Here is a 23050-nt window from a genome sequence, read left to right as displayed (position 1 = left end):
GTTCCCCCCGTCATGCCCGATGACAAGAAGCTCGTCGACTACCTCAAGTGGGTCACCGCCGATCTGCACAAGACCCGCAGGCGGCTGGAGGAGGCCGAGGCCCACCGGCGCGAACCCATCGCCGTCGTCGGCATGGCCTGCCGGCTGCCCGGCGGGGTCAACTCGCCCGAGGAGTACTGGAAACTCCTCGACGAGGGCCGCGACGGCATCGCCCCCTTCCCCGCCGACCGCGGCTGGGACCTCGACGCGCTGGGCGGCGACGGCGCCGGCAGCAGCGCGGCCGGTGAGGGCGGGTTCGTCGACGCGGCCGCCTTCGACGCGGGCTTCTTCGGGATATCGCCCCGCGAGGCCGTCGCGATGGACCCGCAGCAGCGGATCCTGCTGGAGACCACCTGGGAGGCCATCGAGCGGGCCGGCATCGACCCGCTGTCGCTGCGCGGCAGCCGCACCGGCGTCTTCGTCGGCACCGCCGGCGTCGACTACGTCGGCGTCGTCATGAACTCCCGTGAGGACGCCGAGGGTCACGCCACCACCGGCCTCACCGCGAGCGTCGTCTCCGGGCGCATCTCCTACGCCTTCGACCTCGCGGGCCCCGCGGTCACCGTCGACACCGCCTGCTCGGCGTCCCTGGTCGCCATCCACCTCGCCGCCCAGGCCCTGCGGGGCGGCGAGTGCGGCCTCGCCCTCGCGGGCGGCGTCACCGTGATGTCGACGCCCATGGGCTTCTCCGGCTTCACCCGGCAGGGCGGCATCTCCACCAGCGGCCGCTGCAAGGCGTTCGCCGACGACGCCGACGGCACCGGCTGGTCCGAGGGCTCGGGCGTCCTCGTCCTGGAGCGGCTCTCCGACGCGCGTCGCAACGGCCACCAGGTCCTCGCCGTCCTGCGCGGCTCCGCCATCAACCAGGACGGCGCCTCCAACGGCCTCACCGCCCCCAACGGCCCGTCCCAACAGCGCGTCATCCGGCAGGCGTTGGCCGGTGCGGGACTCTCCGCGGCCGACGTCGACGCCGTCGAGGCGCACGGCACGGGCACCCCGCTCGGTGACCCGATCGAGGCGCAGGCGCTGCTGGCCACCTACGGCCAGGACCGGCCCGAGGACCGGCCGCTGCTGCTGGGCTCCGTGAAGTCCAACATCGGGCACTCCCAGGCCGCCGCCGGTGTCGCCGGCGTCATCAAGACGATCCTCGCCATCCGCCACGGCGTCCTGCCCAAGTCCCTCCACATCAACGAGGCGTCGACGCACGTCGACTGGAGCGCGGGCCACGTCGAACTCCTCACCGAGCGCACCCGGTGGCCCGAGACCGGCCGCCCACGCCGGGCCGGGGTGTCGTCCTTCGGCATCAGCGGCACCAACGCCCACGTCGTCATCGAGCAGGCGCCCGACGACGAGACGCCCGCCGACGCGCCGAGCGAGCCGGCCGCCACCCCCACCGTCGTCCCCTGGACGGTCTCCGCCAAGACCCGCGACGCCCTGGACGCCCAGCTCGCCCGGATCACCTCCGTGACCGGCGCCGGCGCGCTCGACGTCGGGCACTCGCTGGCCACCGGCCGCTCCTCGTTCGAGCACCGGGCGGTGCTGCTGGCGGGTGGGGAGGGTGAGCCGGTGGAGGTGGCGCGGGGTCGGGCCGTGGAGCGGTCGCTCGCGGTGCTGTTCTCGGGTCAGGGTTCGCAGCGGGCCGGGATGGGCCGTGAACTGTACGGTCGTTTCCCGGTGTTCGCGGAGGCGCTGGACGCCGTTCTCGACCGTCTGGACGTGCCGGGTCTGCGGGAGGTGCTGTTCGCCGATGACGACGAGCGGCTCCACTCCACCGGGTACACCCAGCCCGCCCTGTTCGCCGTCGAGGTCGCTCTGTACCGGCTGGTCGAATCGTGGGGTGTGCGGCCCGAGTTCGTCGCGGGCCACTCCATCGGTGAGATCACGGCCGCGCATGTCGCCGGGGTGTTCTCCCTCGACGACGCGTGCGCGCTGGTCGCGGCCCGTGCCCGGCTGATGCAGGAACTGCCGTCCGGTGGGGCGATGGTGGCCGTGCAGGCGACCGAGGCGGAGATCGCCGGACGTCTCACCGACGGGGTCGCGCTGGCCGCCGTCAACGCCCCCGACTCGGTCGTCATCGCGGGGGAGGAGGCCGAAGTCCTCGCCCTGGCAGCCGAGTTCGCCGCCGAGGGCCGCAAGACGCGGCGCCTGGCCGTCAGCCACGCCTTCCACTCGGCGCTGATGGAGCCGATGCTCGACGCGTTCCGCGAGGTCGCCGAGGGACTGACCTACGCCGAGCCGACGATCCCCGTCGTCTCGAACGTCACCGGCGCCCTCGCCGCCCCGGGCCAACTCACCACCCCGGCCTACTGGGTGGAGCACGTCCGCGGCACCGTCCGGTTCGCCGACGGGGTCCGTGCCCTCGCCGACGCCGGCGCCGACGCCTTCCTCGAAGTCGGCCCCGGCGGTGTCCTCACCGCCCTCACCCGGCAGACCCTCGACACCACCGAGAGCGCCGAGGCCGTCGCCGTCCCCGCGCTGCGCGCCCAGCGGCCCGAGCAGGACGCCCTGCTCACCGGCCTCGCCCAGCTGCACGTGTCCGGCGTCCGCGTCGACTGGGCCGCCTGGTTCACCGGCACCGGCGCCCACCGCACCGACCTGCCCACCTACGCCTGGCAGCACCGCCGTTACTGGCCCCGCCCGCTCGCCCACGCCGCCGACATCCCCGGCGCGGGGCTCACCCCCGCCCAGCACCCGCTGCTCGGCGCCGCCGTCTCCCTCGCCGGGTCCGAAGGCGTCCTGCTCACCGGACGGGTCGGGCTTCGCACCCACCCCTGGCTCGCCGACCACACCATGGGCGGCCTGGTCCTCTTCCCCGCCACCGGCTTCCTCGAACTGGCCGTCAGGGCAGGCGACCAGGTCGGCTGCGGCGGGGTCAAGGAACTCGTCCTCACCACACCCCTCGCCCTCGACCCGAAGGCCGCCGTCGCCGTCCAGGTCACCGTCGGCACCCCCGACGCCTCCGGCGGACGCCCCCTCGGCATCCATTCGAGGCCCGCCGACGCGCAGGCCGACGAGCCGTGGACCCAGCACGCCACCGGCGTCCTCGTCCCGGGCGAACAGCGCGTCCCCTTCGACGAGACCGCCTGGCCGCCCGCCGACGCCACCCCCGTCGACCTCACCGGCTTCTACGAGCGCACCGAGTACGGCACCGTCTTCCAGGGCCTGCGCGCCGCCTGGACCCGTGACGACGACGTCTACGCCGAAGTGGAACTGCCCGCGGGCGCCGACGACGCCGCCCTCTTCGGGATGCACCCCGCGCTGCTCACCGCCGCCCTGCACGCGGTCGAGTACATCGACCTCAAGGACGCCGACCAGGGCCTGCTGCCGTTCTCCTGGTCCGGGGTCACCCTGCACGCCTCGGGCGCCACCCGGCTGCGGGTACGGATCGGCAAGGACGGCGAGGACACCGTCTCCCTCGCCGCCGTCGACACCGCGGGACGCCCCGTGCTGTCCGTCGCGGCACTGGCCCTGCGGCCCTCCTCAGCCGCCCGGCTCCTCGGCCCCGGCGCCGCCGACCGGTCCTGCCTGCTCCGCCTCGACTGGGTCCCCGCCGAACCCGGCGGCACACCCGCGGGCGGCCCCCGCGCGGGCCTCGGCGGCGACCCCTTCGCCACCGGCACCACCCTCACCTCCCTCGACGAGGTCACCGAGGACCACACCGTCGTCCTGGTACCCGTCCCCGACAGCGGCGACGACCCGGTCGCCGCCACCCACGACGCGACCCGCGCCACCCTCGCCCTGCTGAAGGAGTGGCTCGCCGCACCCCGGCCCACCGGCGCCCGGCTCGTCTTCGTCGCCCGCGGCGTCGTCGGCGCCGCGCCGGGCGACCCGGCGGACAACCTCGCGGGCGCCGCCGTCTGGGGCATGGTCCGCACCGCCCAGGGCGAACACCCCGGCACCCTCACCCTCGTCGACCTCGAACCCGGCGCGCCCCTGCCCCTGGACGCGGTCCTCGCCGCCGACGAACCGCAGAGCGCCGTCCGCGCGGGACAGGTCCTCGTCGGCCGCCTCGCCCAACTGCCCCCGCCCGTAGGCGATCAGGACGGACCCGAGCGGCCCGACCTCTTCGGCGGCGCCCGCGGCGGCACCGTCCTGATCACCGGCGGCACCGGCACCCTCGGCGCCCTCACCGCCCGCCACCTCGTCGCGCAGCACGGCGTCACCCGACTGCTGCTCGCCGGCCGGCGCGGACCCGACGCGCCGGGCGCCGCCGAACTCGTCGCCGAACTGCGGGAGTCGGGCGCCCACGTCACCGTCGCCGCGTGCGACGTCACCGACCGGGACGCCCTCGCCGCGCTCCTCGACACCGTGCCCGCCGCCCACCCCCTCACCGGGATCGTGCACGCGGCCGGCGTCCTCGACGACGCCGTCGTCACCTCCCTCACCCCCGAACGCCTCGCCGACGTCCTGCGGCCCAAGGCGGACGCCGCCTGGCACCTGCACGACCTCACCCGCCACCTCGACCTCGACGCGTTCGTCCTCTACTCGTCGATCTCCGGTGTCACCGCCCGCGCCGGCCAGGCCAACTACGTCGCCGCCAACCTCGTCCTCGACACCCTCGCCCAGCACCGCGCCGCCCAGGGCCTGCCCGCCCTGTCCGTCGCCTGGGGCGCCTGGGACCTCGACGACGGCATGGCGGGCGACCTCCTCACCGACGCCGGACGCCAGCGCATCCGCGCCCGCGGCATCGACACCCTGCCCAGCGACCGCGCCCTCGACCTCCTCGACGCGGCCCTGGCCCGCCGCACCCCCTTCGTCGTCGCCACCACCCTGGGCACGCCCCCGGCGACCGTCCACGCCGACGAGGTACCGCCGCTGATGCGCGGCCTGGTCACCGCGCCTCGCAGGACCGCCTCCGCCGCCGCCCCGGCCCGCGTCCTCGACGCGGCCTCCTTCCGGGAGAGCTTCGCCTCCCTCGGCGCGGCCGAACAGGAGACCGCCCTGCGCGACCTGGTCACCGCCTGCTCCGCCGAACTGCTCGGCCACACCGACCCGACCGAGATCGACCCCGAACGCGACTTCCTCGAACTCGGCTTCGACTCCCTGATCGGCATCGAACTGCGCCGCAAGCTCAGCGACGTCACCGGCCTCCAACTGCCCGCCAGCATCGTCTACGACAGCGGCTCACCGAACGGCCTCACCGCCTGGCTGCGCACCGAACTCGGCGCCCAGGGCGGCGCGGCCCCGCAGACCGGCGCGGCGGGCGGCCCCACCGAGAACGACTCCATGGAGCGCCTCTTCCTCGACGGACTCGCCCAGGGCAAGCTGCGCGAGGCACAGCGGATGCTCGCCACCGTCGCCGCGCTCCGCCCGTCCTTCGAGGTCACCGCCGAACTGGAGGACCTGCCCTGGCCGGTGACGCTCGCCGAGGGCCCCGCCGAGACCCGGCTGATCTGCGTCAGCGCGCCCACCGCCAACGGCGGCGTCCACCAGTACGCCACCCTCTCCGGCCACTTCCGCGGCCGCCGCGACGTCGCCGCCCTGCCACTGGTCGGCTTCAACACCGGCGAGGCGCTGCCCGCGCACCCCGCGGCCGCCGCCCGCGTCATCGCCGAGAGCGCCCTCCAGGCCGCCGACGGCAAGCCCTTCGTCCTCGTCGGCCACTCCTCGGGAGGCTCCCTCGCCTACGCGGCGGCCGGCGTCCTGGAGAGCACCTGGGGCATCCGCCCCACCGCCGTCGTCCTCCTCGACACCCTCAGCATCCAGCACAACAGCGACGAGGGCATCGACTACAACGGCATGATGAAGTTCAACTTCACCGCCGTCGACGACTCCCCGGTCCGGCTCACCAACTCCCGGCTCTCCGCCATGGGCCGCTGGATGGTGCTCCTCAACGCCCTCGACGTGCACCCCACCACCGCGCCCGTCCTGGAGATCAAGTGCACCCGGGCGCTCATCGAGGGCGTCCCCGCCCCCGACCCCGAGCGCCTGCACATCCCGGTCGTGCCCGGCGCCGACGTGCTGCCCCTCGACTCCGACCACCTGTCCCTCATCCGTGAGGACTCCGGGCCCGCCGCCGACCTCGTCCACGACTGGCTCACCGCCCTGGAGACCCGCGCCGCCGCCCCGCACCCGGAGGCGGTACCGGCCGGCTGACCCGCCCCGCTCCCTCCGAAGGCCCAGGACCGGTCGCACCGCCACCGGTCCCGGGCCTTCGGAGTCCCTCCCGCCCCCCACCACGGAAAAATTCCGCAACCGCCCCGCGAGAACGCCGCGAATAGCGGCAACAGTCGAGGGAATTCACCAGTCCTGCGCGCCCCGCCCCACCGCCTCCCGGCCCCCACCACCCCGCAACGTCCCGATGCTCTAGGGAAACACGCAGTCCGAGATCGCCAAACTGGCCTTCGGAACGGTCGGGTCGTGGAATTCGGAAATCGCCGTTCGCCGAACTTCGCGTTTTCCGGAATCTCATGGAGAGGTGGGCTACCTGATGTCGAACGAGGACAAGCTCCGCGCGTACCTCAAGCGGGCCGTCGCCGACCTTCAGGAGGCCAGGCAGCAGCTCAGCGAGGCCGAGGACCGAGACCGCGAGCCCATCGCCGTCGTCGGCATGGCCTGCCGCTACCCCGGCGGTGTCCGCACCCCCGACGACCTGTGGGACCTCGCGCGCGACGGCGTCGACGCGATCTCCGCGTTCCCCGCCAACCGCGGCTGGGACCTCGACCGGCTGTTCCACCCGGACCCCGCGCACCACGGCACCACCTACGCGCGCGAAGGCGGATTCCTGCACACCGCGGGCGAGTTCGACCCGTCCTTCTTCGGGATCTCCCCGCGCGAGGCCCTCGCCATGGACCCGCAGCAGCGGCTCCTCCTGGAGACCTCGTGGGAGGCGCTCGAACGCGCCGGGATCGTGCCCGACACCCTCACCGGCAGCAGCACCGGCGTCTTCGTCGGCACCGGCCACGGCGACTACGACGGCGCCTCCCGAGGCCGTCAGGAGGAGGTCGCGGGACACCTCCTCACCGGCAACACCGTCGCCGTCGCCTCCGGCCGCCTCTCCTACACGTACGGCTTCGAGGGCCCCGCGGTGACGGTCGACACCGCCTGCTCGTCCTCGCTGGTCGCCCTCCACCTCGCCGTACGGTCCCTGCGGCAGGGCGAGTGCTCCCTCGCCCTCGCGGGCGGCGCCACCGTCATGTCGACGCCGAAGATGTTCACCGAGTTCTCCCGCCAGCGCGGTCTGGCCGCCGACGGCCGCTGCAAGGCGTTCGCCGCCGCCGCCGACGGCACCGCCTGGTCCGAGGGCGTCGGCCTGATCCTCCTGGAACGCCTCTCCGACGCCCGCCGCAACGGCCACCAGGTCCTCGCGGTGGTCCGCGGCTCCGCCATCAACCAGGACGGCGCCTCCAACGGCCTCACCGCCCCCAACGGCCCCTCCCAGCAGCGTCTGATCCGCCAGGCCCTCATCGACTCCGGGCTCACCGCCGGCGAGGTCGACGTCGTCGAGGCGCACGGCACCGGCACCACCCTCGGCGACCCCATCGAGGCCCAGGCCCTGCTCGCCACCTACGGCCAGGACCGGGGCGACGCCCGGCCGCTGCTGCTCGGCTCCCTCAAGTCCAACACCGGCCACACGCAGGCCGCTTCGGGTGTCGCGGGCGTCATCAAGATGGTGCAGGCCATGCGGCACGGCACCCTCCCCAAGAGCCTCCACATCGACGCGCCGACCCCGCACGCCGACTGGGCCGACGGCGGCGTCGAACTCCTCACCGACCACACCGCCTGGCCCGAGACCGGCCGCCCGCGCCGCGCCGCCGTCTCCTCCTTCGGCGTCAGCGGCACCAACGCCCACCTCATCCTGGAGCAGGCGCCCGCCGACGACGACACCCCCGAGCCCGGGAGCGCCGACCACGGCCGGCTGGCCTGGGTGCTCTCCGGCAAGTCCCGCGCCGCGGTCCGCGAGCAGGCCGCCCGGCTGGCCGAGACGGTCCGCGCCACGGACCCGGGCGCCCTCGACGTCGCCCACGCCCTGGCCGCCACCCGCGTCGCCATGGACCACCGCGCGGTGGTCGTCGGCCGCGACACCACCGACCTGCTCACCGGCCTCGACACGCTTGCCGCGGGCGACTCGTCCCCCACCACGGTGACCGGCACGGCGGGCGAGGGCCCCGGCGGCGTGGTCTTCGTCTTCCCGGGTCAGGGTTCGCAGTGGACGGGGATGGCGGTGGAACTCCTGGCGTCGTCGCCGGTGTTCGCGTCGCGTGTCGCCGAGTGTGCTGCCGCGCTCGCTCCGTTCGTCGACTGGTCGCTCCTTGACGTGCTGAACGGGGTCGAGGGTGCGGTGTCGTTGGAGCGGGTGGATGTGGTGCAGCCGGCTCTGTGGGCGGTGATGGTGTCGTTGGCTGAGGTGTGGCGTTCGCGGGGTGTGGAGCCCGCGGCTGTGGTGGGGCATTCGCAGGGGGAGATCGCTGCCGCTGTGGTGGCGGGTGGTCTGTCGTTGGAGGACGGCGCGCGGGTGGTTGCTCTGCGGTCGCAGGCGTTGCGTGCGTTGTCGGGTCTGGGCGGCATGGTGTCGGTGGCGCGTGGTGTGGAGGAAGTGCGGGCGCTGCTGGGGGAGTTCGAGGGCCGGATCGGGGTGGCGGCGGTGAACGGGCCGTCGTCGGTGGTGGTCTCGGGTGACGCGGACGCGCTGGACGCCTTCGTGGAGCAGTGTGGTGCGGCGGGGGTGCGGGCCCGTCGGGTCGCGGTGGACTACGCCTCCCACTCCGCCCATGTCGAGCGCATAGAGGGCGAGTTGGCGGAGCTGCTGGCTCCCGTCACGGCGCGGTCCGGTGCCGTGCCGTTCTACTCCACCCTGTCCGGCACCGTCATCGACACCGCCGGACTCGACGGCTCCTACTGGTACCGCAACCTGCGCGGGACGGTGGAGTTCGAGGCGGCGACGCGCGCGCTGCTCGCGGACGGTTTCCAGGTCTTCGTCGAGGTCAGTGCGCATCCGGTGGTCGCGACCGGGGTGCAGGAGACCATCGAGGACGCCGGTGTCCGTGCCGGTGCGGTGGGCACCCTGCGCCGTGACGAAGGGGGCCTGGAGCGCTTCGCCCTCTCCCTCGGCGAGGCGTGGACCCTCGGCGCCGACATCGACTGGGCCGTCCACTTCGACGGCACCCGGCCGCGCCACGTCGACCTCCCCACCTACCCCTTCCAGCGCGAGTGGTACTGGCTGACGCCCGCCGAGTCGGCCGCCGCCACCACCGGGGCCGGCGGGGGCGCGGTCGACGGCGACTTCTGGGCGGCCGTCGAGAGCGGTGACATCACCCGGCTCTCCTCCGTCCTCGAAGTCACCGGCGACGACGTCGAGGCGTTCGGCACCCTGCTGCCCGCCCTCGCCACCTGGCGCCGCCGCCGCACCCTGCGCTCCACCCTCGACACCTGGCGCTACCGCGTCACCTGGACCACCCTCACCGGCGCCGACTCCGCCACCCCCGAAGGCCGGCTGCCCGCCCTCGTCCCGGCAGGCCACGCCGACGACCCGTGGGTCGCCACCGTCCTCGGCGCCCTGACCGCGCGCGGCCTGCGCGTCGAACGCCACGACCTCACGGGCGACGAGGACACCGCGGCCCTCGCCGCGCTCGTCGGCGGCGATGACCTCGCGGGCGTGCTGTCGCTGCTCGCCCTCGACGAGCGCCCGCACCCCGACCACCCCGCCGTGCCGCGCGGACTCGCCGCCACCAAGGAGCTGGTGCACGCCCTGTCCGGCACCGGAGCCCGGCTCTGGGCGGTCACCAGGGGCGCCGTCTCGGTCGACAGCCGCGACCCGCTGACTTCCCCCGTCCAGGCCGAGACCTGGGGCTTCGGCCGGGCCGTCGCCCTCGAACTGCCCGACATCTGGGGCGGTCTCGTCGACCTGCCCGCCGCGCCCGACGCCCGCACCCTGGCCAGGCTCGCCGCCCTCCTCGCCGGCCCCGAGGACCAGATCGCGCTGCGGCCCTCCGGCGCCTACGCCCGCCGCCTCGCCCGGATGCCCCTGCCCGACCCGACCCCGGCCGCCGACCCGGCCGGCACCGTCTCCGAGGCGGCCGACGGCGACGAGACCGCCGTCCCCCAAGCCGCCGACCCGACCGCCGCCGTCGCCCCCGACGACGACGGCATCGGTGGCTGGGGCGCCCACGACACCGTCCTGATCACCGGCGGCACCGGCGCACTCGGCGCGCACGTCGCCCGCTCGCTCGCCGCCTCGGGCACCCGGCACCTCGTCCTCACCAGCCGCCGCGGCCCGGACGCCCCCGGTGTCGCCGAACTCGTACGGGAACTGGCCGAGTCCGGCGCCAGGACCACCGTCGCGGACTGCGACGTCGCCGACCGCGACCAGCTCGCCCGGCTCCTCGACTCGCTCCCCGCCGACCTGCCCCTCACCGGTGTCGTGCACGCGGCCGGGGTCCTCGACGACGGCGTCCTCGACGGCCTCACCCTGGACCGCTTCGACGCCGTCCTGCGCCCCAAGACCCTCGGCACCGCCCACCTCGACGCGCTGACCCGCGACCACGACCTGACGATGTTCGTGCTGTTCTCGTCGATCGTCGGCGTCCTCGGCAACGCCGGCCAGGCCAACTACGCCGCAGCCAACGCCTACTTGGACGCCGTCGCGGAACAGCGGCGGGCCGCGGGACTGCCCGTCACCTCCGTCGCCTGGGGCCCCTGGGCCGACGCCGGCATGGCCACCGCCGACGTGCTCGCCGACCGCATGAGCCACGACGGCCTCGCCCCCATGGCCCCCGACACCGCCGTCGCCGCGCTGCGCGCCGCCGTCGCCGAGGGCGCCGCGCACGCCACCGTCGTCGACGTCGACTGGCACTCCTACGCCACCGCGCTCACCGCCGGCCGGCCGAGCCCGCTCCTCGGCGACCTGCCCGAGGTCCGCCGCGCCCTGGAGACGGCCGCCGCCACCGCCCCCGACACCCACGCCCTGCGCGACCGGCTCCGCGGCCTCGCCCCCGCCGAACAGGACCGGTTGCTCACCGACCTGATCCGGGCGGAGGTCGCCACCGCGCTGCGCCACTCCTCACCGGACGCCATCGACGTCAACCGCGCCTTCAAGGACCTCGGGTTCGACTCGCTGACCGCCGTGGAGGTCCGCAACCGCATCACCGCCGCCACCGACGTCACCCTCCCCACCACCCTCCTCTTCGACTACCCCAACACCACCGCCGTCGCCGCCCACCTGCGCACCCTGCTCCTCGGCGACGAACGCCCCGCCGCCCAGCCCGTGGTGGTCGCCGCCGGCGTCACCGACGAACCGATGGCCGTCGTCGCCATGGCCTGCCGCTTCCCCGGCGGAGTCACCACGCCCGAGGAACTCTGGGACCTCATGGCGGCCGAACTCGACGTCGTGTCCACCCCGCCCGAGGACCGCGGCTGGGACCTCGACGCCCTGTACGACCCCGACCCCGAGCGGCAGGGCACCACCTACAGCCGCGAAGGCGGCTTCATCCAGGACGTCGCCGGATTCGACCCGGCGTTCTTCGGGATCTCCCCGCGCGAGGCCCTCGCCATGGACCCGCAGCAGCGCCTCCTCCTGGAGACGTCCTGGGAGACCTTCGAGCGCGCCGGCATCAACCCGCAGACCCTCCGCAACAGCGCCACCGGCGTCTTCGTCGGCAGCATCACCACCGACTACCAGGTCAGGCTCGGCGGCGCCGCCGCCCAGGAGCAGCTGGCCGGCCACCTGATGACCGGCAACGCCTCCAGCATCGCGTCGGGCCGCCTCTCCTACACGTACGGCTTCGAGGGCCCCGCCGTCACCATGGACACCGGCTGCTCCTCGTCCATGGTCGCCATGCACCTGGCGCTCCAGTCGCTGCGCACCGGCGAGTGCACCATGGCCCTCGCGGGCGGCGTCACCGTCATGTCCACGCCCGAGCCGTACGTCGAGTTCTCCCGGCAGCGCGGCCTCGCCGCCGACGGCCGCTGCAAGGCGTTCGCCGAGGGCGCCGACGGCATGGGCTTCGCCGAGGGCGTCGGACTCGTCCTCCTGGAACGCCTCTCCGACGCCCGCCGCAACGGCCACCCGGTGCTCGCCGTGGTCCGCGGCTCCGCGCTCAACCAGGACGGCGCCTCCAACGGCCTCACCGCGCCCAACGGCCCCTCGCAGCAGCGCGTCATCCGGCAGGCCCTGGCCAACGCCGGGCTCACCGCGGGCGAGGTCGACGTCGTCGAGGCGCACGGCACCGGAACCCCGCTCGGCGACCCCATCGAGGCGCAGGCCATCCTCGCCACCTACGGGCAGGACCGCGCCCCCGGGCAGCCGCTGCTGCTGGGCTCCCTGAAGTCGAACATCGGGCACACCCAGGCCGCCGCCGGTGTCGCCGGAATGATGAAGATGATCCTGGCGATGCACCACGGCGTGCTGCCCAGGAGCCTGCACATCACCAACCCGACCCCGGTGGTCGACTGGTCGAGCGGCGCGGTCCGACTCCTCACCGAGGCCACCCCGTGGCCGGAGACCGGCCGCCCGCGCCGGGCCGGCATCTCGTCCTTCGGCATCAGCGGCACCAACGGCCACCTGGTCCTGGAGGAGGCGCCCGCCGAGGACGAGGTCCCCGAGCCCGAGCCGGTGCCCGACAGCACCGCCGGCGGCCCGCTGCCCTGGACGATCTCGGGCAGGACGCGGGACGCCCTCACCGAGCAGGCCGCCCGGCTGGCCGCGTCGGTGCGCGCCTCGGGCGCCGCCCCCCTGGACGTCGCCCACGCGCTCGCCACCACCCGGGTGCCGATGGACCGGCGTGCCGTCGTCGTCGGCCGGGACACGGACGACTTCCTGGCAGGCCTCGACGCGCTCGCCGCGGGCGAGGCATCCGCCCGCGTCGTCGAGGGCACGGCGGGGGAGGGCTCGGGGGGCGTGGTCTTCGTCTTCCCGGGTCAGGGTTCGCAGTGGACGGGGATGGCGGTGGAACTCCTGGCGTCGTCGCCGGTGTTCGCGTCGCGTGTCGCCGAGTGTGCTGCCGCGCTCGCTCCGTTCGTCGACTGGTCGCTCCTTGACGTGCTGAACGGGGTCGAGGGTGCGGTGTCGTTGGAGCGGGTGGATGTGGTGCAGCCGGCTCTGTGGGCGGTGATGGTGTCGTTGGCGGAGGTGTGGCGTTCGCGGGGTGTGGAGCCCGCGGCTGTGGTGGGGCATTCGCAGGGGGAGATCGCTGCCGCTGTGGTGGCGGGTGGTCTGTCGTTGGAGGACGGCGCGCGGGTGGTGGCTCTGCGGTCGCAGGCGTTGCGTGCGTTGTCGGGTCTGGGCGGCATGGTGTCGGTGGCGCGTGGTGTGGAGGAAGTGCGGGCGCTGCTGGGGGAGTTCGAGGGCCGGATCGGGGTGGCGGCGGTGAACGGGCCGTCGTCGGTGGTGGTCTCGGGTGACGCGGACGCGCTGGACGTCTTCGTGGAGCGGTGTGGTGCGGCGGGGGTGCGGGCCCGTCGGGTCGCGGTGGACTACGCCTCCCACTCCGCCCATGTCGAGCGCATAGAAGGCGAGTTGGCCGAACTGCTGGCTCCCGTCGTCGGGCGTTCGGGCGGGGTGCCGTTCTACTCGACCGTCTCCGGATCGCCCATCGACACCTTCGAGCTGGACGGCTCCTACTGGTACCGCAACCTGCGCGGGACGGTGGAGTTCGAGGCGGCGACGCGTGCGCTGCTCACGGACGGTTTCCAGGTCTTCGTGGAGGTCAGCGCGCATCCGGTGGTCGCGACCGGGGTGCAGGAGACCATCGAGGACGCCGGTGTCCGTGCCGGCGTGGTGGGCACCCTGCGCCGTGACGAAGGCGGTCTGGAGCGCTTCGCCCTCTCCCTCGGCGAGGCGTGGACCCTCGGCGCCGACATCGACTGGGCCGTCCACTTCGACGGCACCCGGCCGCGCCACGTCGACCTCCCCACCTACGCCTTCCAACGGCAGCACTACTGGCCGCGCTTCGCCGACCTCGGCGGTGACGTCAGCTCCGCGGGACTCGACTCGCCCGACCACCCGATGCTCGGCGCCTCCGTCGAACTCGCGGGCGGCGAAGGACTGGTGGCCACCGCGCGCTGGTCGCTGCGCACCCACCCCTGGCTCGCCGACCACGCCGTCTCCGGCACCGTCATCGTCCCCGGCACCGCGCTCGTCGAGTCCGTGATCCGGGCCGGCGACGCCGTCGGCTGCGGCCGTATCGACGAACTCACCCTCCAGGCACCCGTCGTCCTCCAGGAACGCGGCGAGGTCCAGGTCCAGATCGGCGTCGGCGAACCCGACCCGGCCGGCCGCCGACCCGTCACCGTCCACACCCGCGCCACCGGCCCCGACGGCGACACCGAGGACCGCTGGACCCTCCGCGCCCAGGGCACCCTGACCGAGCCGGGCGTCCCCGCCGTCGAACGGCCCGAGGACTTCACCGTCTGGCCGCCGCGCGGCGCCACCGCCGTCGCCACCGACGGCCTCTACGAGCTGCTCGCCGGCCGCGGCTACGCCTTCGGGCCGGTCTTCCAGGGCGTCCGCGCCACCTGGAGCCGCGGCGACGACCTGTTCGCCGAGGTCCTGCTGCCCGAACAGGTCCGCGGCGACGCCGGACGGTTCGGCATCCACCCCGCCCTCCTCGACGCCGCCCTGCACGCCGCCCACCTCGCCCCCGGCGGCGACGACGGCCGCACCGTGGTGCCGTTCGCCTGGTCCGGGGTGTCCCTGCACGCCGCAGGCGCGACCGCGCTCCGCGTCCGGGTCTCCCAGGCCGGCCGGGACACCGTCTCCGTGCACCTCACCGACCCCACCGGGGCGCCGGTCGCCGCCATCGAGTCGCTCACCGTGCGCGAGGTCGCCGCCGAGACCCTCGACCCGTCGGCCCGCGCCGCCCGCGACTGGCTGTTCGGGCTCGACTGGACCCCCGTCACCCCGCCCGCCGCCGTGCCCGCCGTCACCGGCTGGGCCTGCCTCGGCACCCCGGCCGCCCCCGCCGTCACCCCCGACGGCACCGGCACCCCGCTGCCCGCCCACGCCACCCTCACCGACGCCCTCGACCAACTGCCCACCGTGGCTGTGCTGTTCGCCGGTGCCGCCGCCGACGGGGACCGCACGTCCGACGTCCCGGACGCCGTCCTCGACGAGGTGCTCGCCACCGTCCAGGAGTGGCTCGCCGACGACCGCACCGACACCACCCCGCTGGTCGTCGTCACCCGCGGCGCCGTCGCCACCGGGCCGGGAGACCCCGCCCACGACCTGCGCGGCGCCGCCGTCTGGGGCCTGGTGCGCGCCGCCCAGGCCCAGTACCCGGGCCGTCTCGTCCTCGCCGACCTCGACCTCCACACCGACTCCTGGCTCGCCCTGCCCGCCGCCCTCGCCTCCGGGGAACCGCAGCTCGCGCTCCGGCAGGGCGCCGCGTACGCCCCGCGCCTGACCCGCCCCCGCGCCGACGACGTCCTCACCGTCCCGGCCGGCGCCGACGCCTGGCGGCTCGACCTCTCCGAGAAGGGCTCCGTCGACAAGCTGTCCCTCGTGCCCTGCCCCGAAGCGGCCACCGCGCCCGCCGCCGGACAGCTGGTCATCGAGGTGCGGGCCGCGGGACTCAACTTCCGCGACGTCCTCAACACCCTCGGCATGTACCCGGGACCCGCCGTGCTCCTGGGCGCCGAAGCGGCCGGCGTCGTCACCGCCGTCGGCGCCGACGTCACCGGATTCGCCCCGGGCGACCGGGTGATGGGCCTGGTCTCCGGCGGCTTCGCCACCCACGCCGTCGCCGACGCCCGGATGGTCGCGCCCGTCCCCGACGGCTGGACCTGGACCCAGGCCGCCTCCGTCCCCGTCGCCTTCCTCACCGCCTACTACGGCCTGCGCGACCTCGCCCGCCTCGAAGCCGGCGAGTCCGTCCTCGTGCACGCCGCCGCGGGCGGCGTCGGCATGGCCGCCGCCCAGCTCGCCCGGCACTGGGGCGCCGACGTCTACGGCACCGCGGGCGACCACAAACGCGCCCTGCTGCGCGCCGACGGCTGGGCCGACGACCACCTCGCCTCCTCCCGCACCCCCGGCTTCGAGGACCGCTTCCGCGCCACCAGCGGCGGACACGGCGTCGACGTCGTCCTCAACTCCCTCGCCGGCGAGTTCATCGACGCCTCCCTGCGGCTGCTCGCCCCCGGCGGACGCCTCGTCGAGATGGGCAAGACCGACGTCCGCGACCCCGCGCAGGTCGCCGCCGACCACCCCGCCGTCGCCCTCTACCAGGCGTACGAACTGCGCGAGGCGGGCGAGGACCGCATCCAGGAGATGTTCCGCGACCTCACCGGCCTCTTCGCCACCGGCGCCCTCACCCCGCTGCCCACCGTCACCTGGGACGTCCGCGACGCCCGCGAGGCGTTCCGGCACATGGCGCAGGCCAAGCACTACGGCAAGATCGTCCTCACCCTGCCGCGCGCCTGGGACCCCGAGGGCACCGTCCTGATCACCGGCGGCGCCGGTGTCCTCGGCTCCCTCCTCGCCAGGCACCTCGTCACCCGGCACGGCATGCGGCACCTGGTGCTCACCGGGCGACGCGGCCCCGACACCCCCGGCGCCCCCGAACTCGCCGCCGAACTGCGCGACCTGGGCGCCGAGGTGACCCTCGCCGCCTGTGACGCCGCCGACCCCGACGCGGTCGCCGCGGTCCTCGCCGCCGTCCCCGCCGCCCACCCGCTCACCGCCGTCGTGCACGCCGCGGGAGTCCTCGACGACGGCTCCCTCGAAGCCCTCACCCCCGACCGGCTGCGCACCGTCCTCGCGCCCAAGGCCGACGCCGCCCGCCACCTCGACCGCCTCACCCGCGACCTCGACCTCGCCGACCTGGTGCTGTTCTCGGCGGGCGCCGGCGTCTTCGGCAACGCCGGACAGGCCAACTACGCCGCCGCCAACACCTACCTCGACGCGCTCGCCCACCGCCGCCGCGCCGCGGGACTGCCCACCACCTCCCTGTCCTGGGGCCTGTGGGCCGACACCAGCGCCCTCACCGGACACCTCGACGCCACCGACCTCGCCCGGGTCCGCCGCTCCGGCGTCCTCCCGCTCTCCGCCGCCGACGGCATGGCCCTCTTCGACGCCGCCCTCACCGCACAGCGCCCGCACCTGGTGCCCGTCCGCCTCGACACCGGCCAACTCCGCGCCGTCGAAGGGGAGATACCGCACCTGCTGCGCGCCCTCTACCGCGGCCCGGTCCGCCGCACCGCCGACGCGGGCACCGCCACCGGCACCGACGGAGTGCGCGGGCGCCTCGCCGCGCTCACCGCCGACGACCGCCGCACCGCCCTGCGCGACCTCGTCGCCACCTACGCGTCCGCCGTCCTCGGCCACGCCGACCCCGACCTGCTGCACGCCGGACGCGCCTTCCGCGACCTCGGCTTCGACTCCCTCACCGCCGTCGAACTCCGCAACCGCCTCAACGGCGCCACCGGCCTCAGGCTGCCCGCCACCCTCGTCTTCGACCACCCGACCGTCGCCGAACTCGCCGCCCACCTCGACGGCGAACTCTTCGACGGACACACCCCCCTGCCCGCCGCGCCCGCCCCCGCCGACCGCGCCGCGCACGGCGACGACGAGCCGTTCGCGATCGTCGGCATGGCCTGCCGGCTCCCCGGCGACGTCCGCTCGCCCGAGGACCTGTGGCGGCTGCTCGCCGACGGCACCGACGCCATCGCCCCGTTCCCCGCCGACCGCGGCTGGAACCTCGACGCCCTCTACGACGCCGTACCCGCGAACGAAGGCAGCTCCCGCACCCGCGAGGGCGGATTCCTGCACCAGGCAGCCGACTTCGACGCCGACTTCTTCGGGATCTCCCCCCGCGAGGCCCTCGCCATGGACCCGCAGCAGCGCCTCCTCCTGGAGACCGCCTGGGAGACCTTCGAACGCGCCGGCATCGACCCCCGCTCGGTACGCGGCACCCGCACCGGCGTCTTCGCGGGACTCTCCTCGAGCGACTACCTCAAGCGCGTCCGGCACGTCCCCGACGAGATCGCCGGATACGTCAACAACGGCAACGCCAACAGCATCGTCTCAGGGCGCGTCGCCTACACCCTCGGCCTCGAAGGCCCCGCCGTCACCGTCGACACCGCCTGCTCCTCCTCCCTCGTCGCCCTCCACATGGCGCTCCAGGCGCTGCGCCGCGGCGAGTGCACCATGGCGCTGGCCGGCGGGGTCACCGTGATGTCGTCGCCCGAGATCATCGTCGACTTCTCCCGGCAGCGCGGCCTCGCCGCCGACGGCCGCTGCAAGCCGTTCGCCGCCGCCGCCGACGGCACCGGATTCGCCGAGGGCGTCGGCGTGCTCCTCGTCGAACGCCTCTCCGACGCCCACCGCAACGGCCACCAGGTCCTCGCCGTGATCCGCGGCTCCGCCGTCAACCAGGACGGCGCCTCCAACGGACTCAGCGCCCCCAACGGACCCGCCCAGCAGCGCGTCATCCGCCAGGCACTCGCCGACGCGGGCGTCCCGGCCGCCGAGGTCGACGCCGTCGAGGCGCACGGCACCGGCACCCGCCTCGGCGACCCCATCGAGGCCCAGGCACTCCTCGCCACCTACGGCAAGGGCCGCGACGGCGGCCACCCGCTGCTGCTCGGCTCCGTCAAGTCCAACCTCGGCCACACGCAGGCCGCCGCCGGTGTCGCGGGCGTCATGAAGATGGTCCTCGCCCTCGGCCACCGCACCCTCCCCAAGAGCCTCCACATCGACGCGCCCACCCCGCACGTCGACTGGGAGGGCGACGGCGTCCGGCTGCTGACCGAGGCCACCGAGTGGCCCACGCCCGCCGCACCGAGGCCCCGCCGCGCCGCCGTCTCCTCCTTCGGCATCAGCGGCACCAACGCCCACGTCATCCTGGAGGAGGCCCCCACGCCCCCGGCCACCGCGCCCGCCCCGGCCGGCGACGGCAGCGCGCACGACGGCGCCGCGGCGGGGCCGCTGCCCTGGGTGCTCTCCGCGCGCGGCGACGCCGCCCTCCGCGGCCAGGCCAAGGCCCTCCTCGCCCACCTCGACGCCCACCCGCAGGCCGCCCCCGCCGACATCGCGCACTCCCTGGTGACCCGCAGGGCGCTGCTGGAGAAGCGGGCCGTCGTCATCGGCACCGCCCCCGGCGACTTCCGCGCGGGCCTCGCCGCCCTCGCCGAGGGCAGCCCCTCCGCGCACGTCGTCAGCGGCGGCCGGGGCGCGGGACGCGACCGCAGGACCGTCCTCGTCTTCCCGGGACAGGGCTCCCAGTGGGCCGGCATGGGCGCCGAACTCCTCGACACCCAGCCGGTGTTCGCCGACCGGATCGCCGCCTGCGAGGCCGCCCTCGCCCCGCACGTCGACTGGTCGCTCACCGATGTGCTGCGCCAGGCCGACGGCGCCCCCACCTTCGACCGCGTGGACGTCGTCCAGCCCGCCACCTGGGCCGTGATGGTCTCCCTCGCCGAGGTGTGGCGGGCCCACGGACTCAAGCCCGCCGCCGTCCTCGGCCACTCCCAGGGCGAGATCGCCGCCGCCGCCGTCAGCGGCGCCCTCTCCCTCGCCGACGCCGCCGAGATCGTCGCCGTCCGCAGCCTCGCCATCGCCCGCGAACTCTCGGGCCACGGCGGGATGGCCGCCGTCACCGCCCCGCACGACGACGTCACCGCACTCCTCGCCGACCTGCCGGGCGTGTCCGTCGCCGCCGTCAACGGACCCTCGTCCGTGGTCGTCTCGGGCGACACCGAAGGACTCGACACCCTCCTCGCCGCCTGCGCCGAACAGGGCGTGCGGGCCCGCCGCATCCCCGTCGACTACGCCTCGCACTCCGCGCACGTCGACCGGCTCGCCGAGACCCTGCCCGCCGCCCTCGCCGGCATCGAGCCCCGCGAAGGCGACATCCCGTTCTTCTCCACCGTCACCGCCGACCGGCTCCCCGGCACCGCCCTCGACGCCCCCTACTGGCACCGCAACCTGCGCTCCACCGTCCGCCTGGAGGACTCCCTGCGGGCCCTGTTCGCCGAGGGCCACGACGTGTTCGTCGAGTGCGCGCCGCACCCGGTGCTCACCGTCGGCATCGAGGACACCGCCGCCGCGACCGGCGCCGACGCCGTCGTCCTCGGCTCGCTGCGCCGCGACGACGGCGGCACCGCCCGCGTCCTGACGGCGCTCGCCGCCGCCCACGTGGCCGGCGTCCCCGTCGACTGGCGCCCCGCCGTCTCCCACGGCCACCCCGTCGACCTGCCGACCTACGCCTTCCAGCGCGAGCGGTACTGGCTGGAGGCGACCGACGCCCAGGCCGACCCGGCGGGCCTCGACACCGTCGTCCGGCTCGCCGCCGGCGGAGCCGTCCTCTCCGGCGGCCTCTCCCTCACCACCCAGCCCTGGCTGGACGCCCACCGCGTCCACGGCACCGCCGTCGTGCCCGCCACCGCACTCCTCGACTGGGCGGTCAGGGCCGGCGACGAGACCGGACTCCCGGTCGTCGCCGCACTCGACGAACACCTCCCGGTCGCCGTCCCCGACGAAGGCGCCGTCGACCTCCAGCTCACCGTCTCCGACACCCCGGGCGACGCCGACAGCCGCACCTTCACCGTCCACTCCCGCCCCCGCACCCAGGACCCCGACACCCCCTGGACCACCCACGCCACCGGCACCCTCACCCAGGCCGCGCCCCAGCCGCCCGAGGCCCGGACCCCCTGGCCCACCGACGACACCGCCACCGACGCGACCGACGCGGCCCACGACGCCGTCCACCGCGCCGGACTCGACCTCGCCGACCCGTTCCCCACCGTACGGACCCTCCGGCGCGACGGCGGCACCCTCCTCGCGGACGTCGAACTCCCCGCGACCGCACACGCCGACGCGGCCCGCTTCCGCGTCCACCCGGCGCTCCTGCAGAGCCTCCTGGCCCTCGCCGCGACCCCGGACGACGCCACCGCGCCCGCCCTCCCCGCCGCCTGGCGCGACGTCACCGTGCACGCCACCGGCGCCACCCGCCTCCAGGTCCGCCTCACCCCCGGCGACGACACGGCGACCTGGACCGTGGACGCCCACGACCCCACCGGCGCCCCCGTCCTCACCGCCACCGTCACCACCCGCCAGGTCACCCAGGACCTGCTCCCCACCACGGCCACCCCCGACGCCCTGCACCGCGTCACCTGGACCAGCCCCGCCACCACCGACGCCACGGACCCCGCGGCACCCGAGGGCACCTGGGCCGTCCTGGGCGCACCCGGACGCCTCAGCACCGCCCTCGAACGGGCAGGCGTCACCGTCCGCACCCACCCCGACCTGGCCCACCTCACCGCCGCCCTCGAAGCGGGCGAGGCCACCCACCCCGCCCTCGTCGTCGCCGCCCACGGCCACGACACCGGCGCCGACGACCCCGCCACCGCCGCCCACACCTCCGCCCGCCGCGCCCTCACCCTCGCCGCCGACTGGCTGCGCACCCCCCACTACGCGGGCACCCGCCTCCTCCTCGTCACCGAAGGAGCCGTCGCCACCCGCCCCGACGACACCGTCCCCGCCCTCGCCGACGCCACCGCCTGGGGCCTGCTGCGCTCCGCGCAGACCGAACACCCCGGCCGCTTCCTGCTCGCCGACAGCGACGGCCAGGACAGCTCCGTCGCCGCCCTCGTCCACGCCGTCGCCGCCTCCGACCGCACCGGCGAGCACCAGTTCGCCGCCCGCGTAGGCACCGTCACCGTGCCCCGCCTGGTCCGCGCCGACCACCCCGACGGCGCCCCCGCACCCACCGCCACCGCGCCCTGGGGCGACGGCACCGGCTCCGGCACCGTCCTCATCACCGGCGGCACCGGCGTCCTCGGCGCCCTCGTCGCCCGCCACCTCGTCACCCGGCACGGCGTACGCCACCTGCTGCTCACCGGCCGCCGCGGCCCCGACGCCCCCGGCGCCACCGCACTGCGCGACGAACTCACCGCCCTCGGCGCCCGAGCCGACATCGTCGCCTGCGACACCGCCGACCGCGACCAACTCGCCCGCGTCCTGGCCGCCGTACCCGCCGAACACCCCCTCACCGCCGTCGTCCACGCGGCAGGCGTCCTCGACGACGGACTCCTCGACACCCTCACCCCGGAACGCCTCACCACCGTCCTGCGCCCCAAGACCGACGCCGCCTGGCACCTCCACGACCTCACCCGCGACCTCAAACTCACCGCGTTCGTCATGTTCTCCTCCTACGCCGGGATCGCCGGCGGCCCGGGACAGGCCAACTACGCGGGAGCCAACGCCTTCCTCGACGCCCTCGCCCAGCACCGCCGGGCCCGCGGCCTCACCGCGCACTCCCTCGCCTGGGGCTTCTGGGAGGACCGCAGCGCCCTCACCGGCGCACTCGACACCGCCGACCTGGCCCGCCTGGAACGCTCCGGCATCCGGCCCCTCACCGCCGACCAGGGCCTCGCCCTCCTCGACACCGCGACCCTCCTCGACACCGCCCAACTGGTCCCGATCCGCCTCGACACCCGCGCCCTGCGCGCCGACGAGGCACCCCCGCTGCTGCGCGCCCTCGCCCGCCCGGCCGCCCGCCGCACCGCCGCGACCCCCACCACCGGCACCGCCGCCCCGGCCGGCCTCCGCGCCCGCCTCGCCACCCTCGACGGCCCCCAGCAGCAGGCACTCCTGCACCGCACCGTCCTCGCCCACGTCGCCGCCGTCCTCGGCCACGCCTCCGCCGAGTCCCTCGACGCCGGACGCGGCTTCCTCGACCTCGGCATGTCCTCCCTGACCGCCGTCGAACTCCGCAACCGGCTCAACGCCGAGACGGGACTCACCCTCCCCAGCACCCTGATCTTCGACCACCCGGACCCGGCCGCCCTCGTCCACCACCTGCGCACCGAACTCGGCACCGCCACCGAAGGCCCCGACCAGGCCGTCTTCGCCGAACTGGCCGTCCTCGAAGCCGCCGTCGGCGGCGCCGCGCTCGACGACCAGGACCGCGCCCGACTCGCCCAGCGCCTCAAGGCCCTCCAGTGGAAGCTCGACTCCACCCAGGACACCGAAGAGGACGCAGCCGACCTCGACACCACCACGGACGACGAGATGTTCGACCTCATCGACAACGAACTCGGGCTCGCCTAGCCGCCGTGACCGCCGCCGCGCCCACCG

2 protein-coding genes are annotated in these 23050 nt (G+C 75.4%); both read left to right on the top strand.

The features are described 5' to 3' along the window. Positions 1-12: 12 nt before the first annotated feature. Positions 13-6135, top strand: a complete 6123-nt coding sequence (locus tag DDJ31_RS05215) for a type I polyketide synthase (protein ID WP_127181463.1) — start codon at positions 13-15, stop codon at positions 6133-6135. 334 nt (positions 6136-6469) lie between these two features. Beyond that, entirely contained in the window at positions 6470-23023 is a 16554-nt protein-coding gene (locus DDJ31_RS39625) for a type I polyketide synthase (protein ID WP_127181464.1), read from the top strand. Positions 23024-23050 lie beyond the last annotated feature (27 nt).

It is taken from the genome of Streptomyces griseoviridis, assembly GCF_005222485.1.
Classification (GTDB): Bacteria; Actinomycetota; Actinomycetes; order Streptomycetales; family Streptomycetaceae; genus Streptomyces; species Streptomyces hintoniae.
This window is presented reverse-complemented; position numbering and strand designations above follow the sequence as displayed.

Bases quoted from the DNA above. Each gene is read 5' to 3' on its own strand.
- DDJ31_RS05215 (WP_127181463.1), top strand. From the start codon at position 13: ATGCCCGATGACAAGAAGCTCGTCGACTACCTCAAGTGGGTCACCGCC.
- DDJ31_RS39625 (WP_127181464.1), top strand. From the start codon at position 6,470: ATGTCGAACGAGGACAAGCTCCGCGCGTACCTCAAGCGGGCCGTCGCC.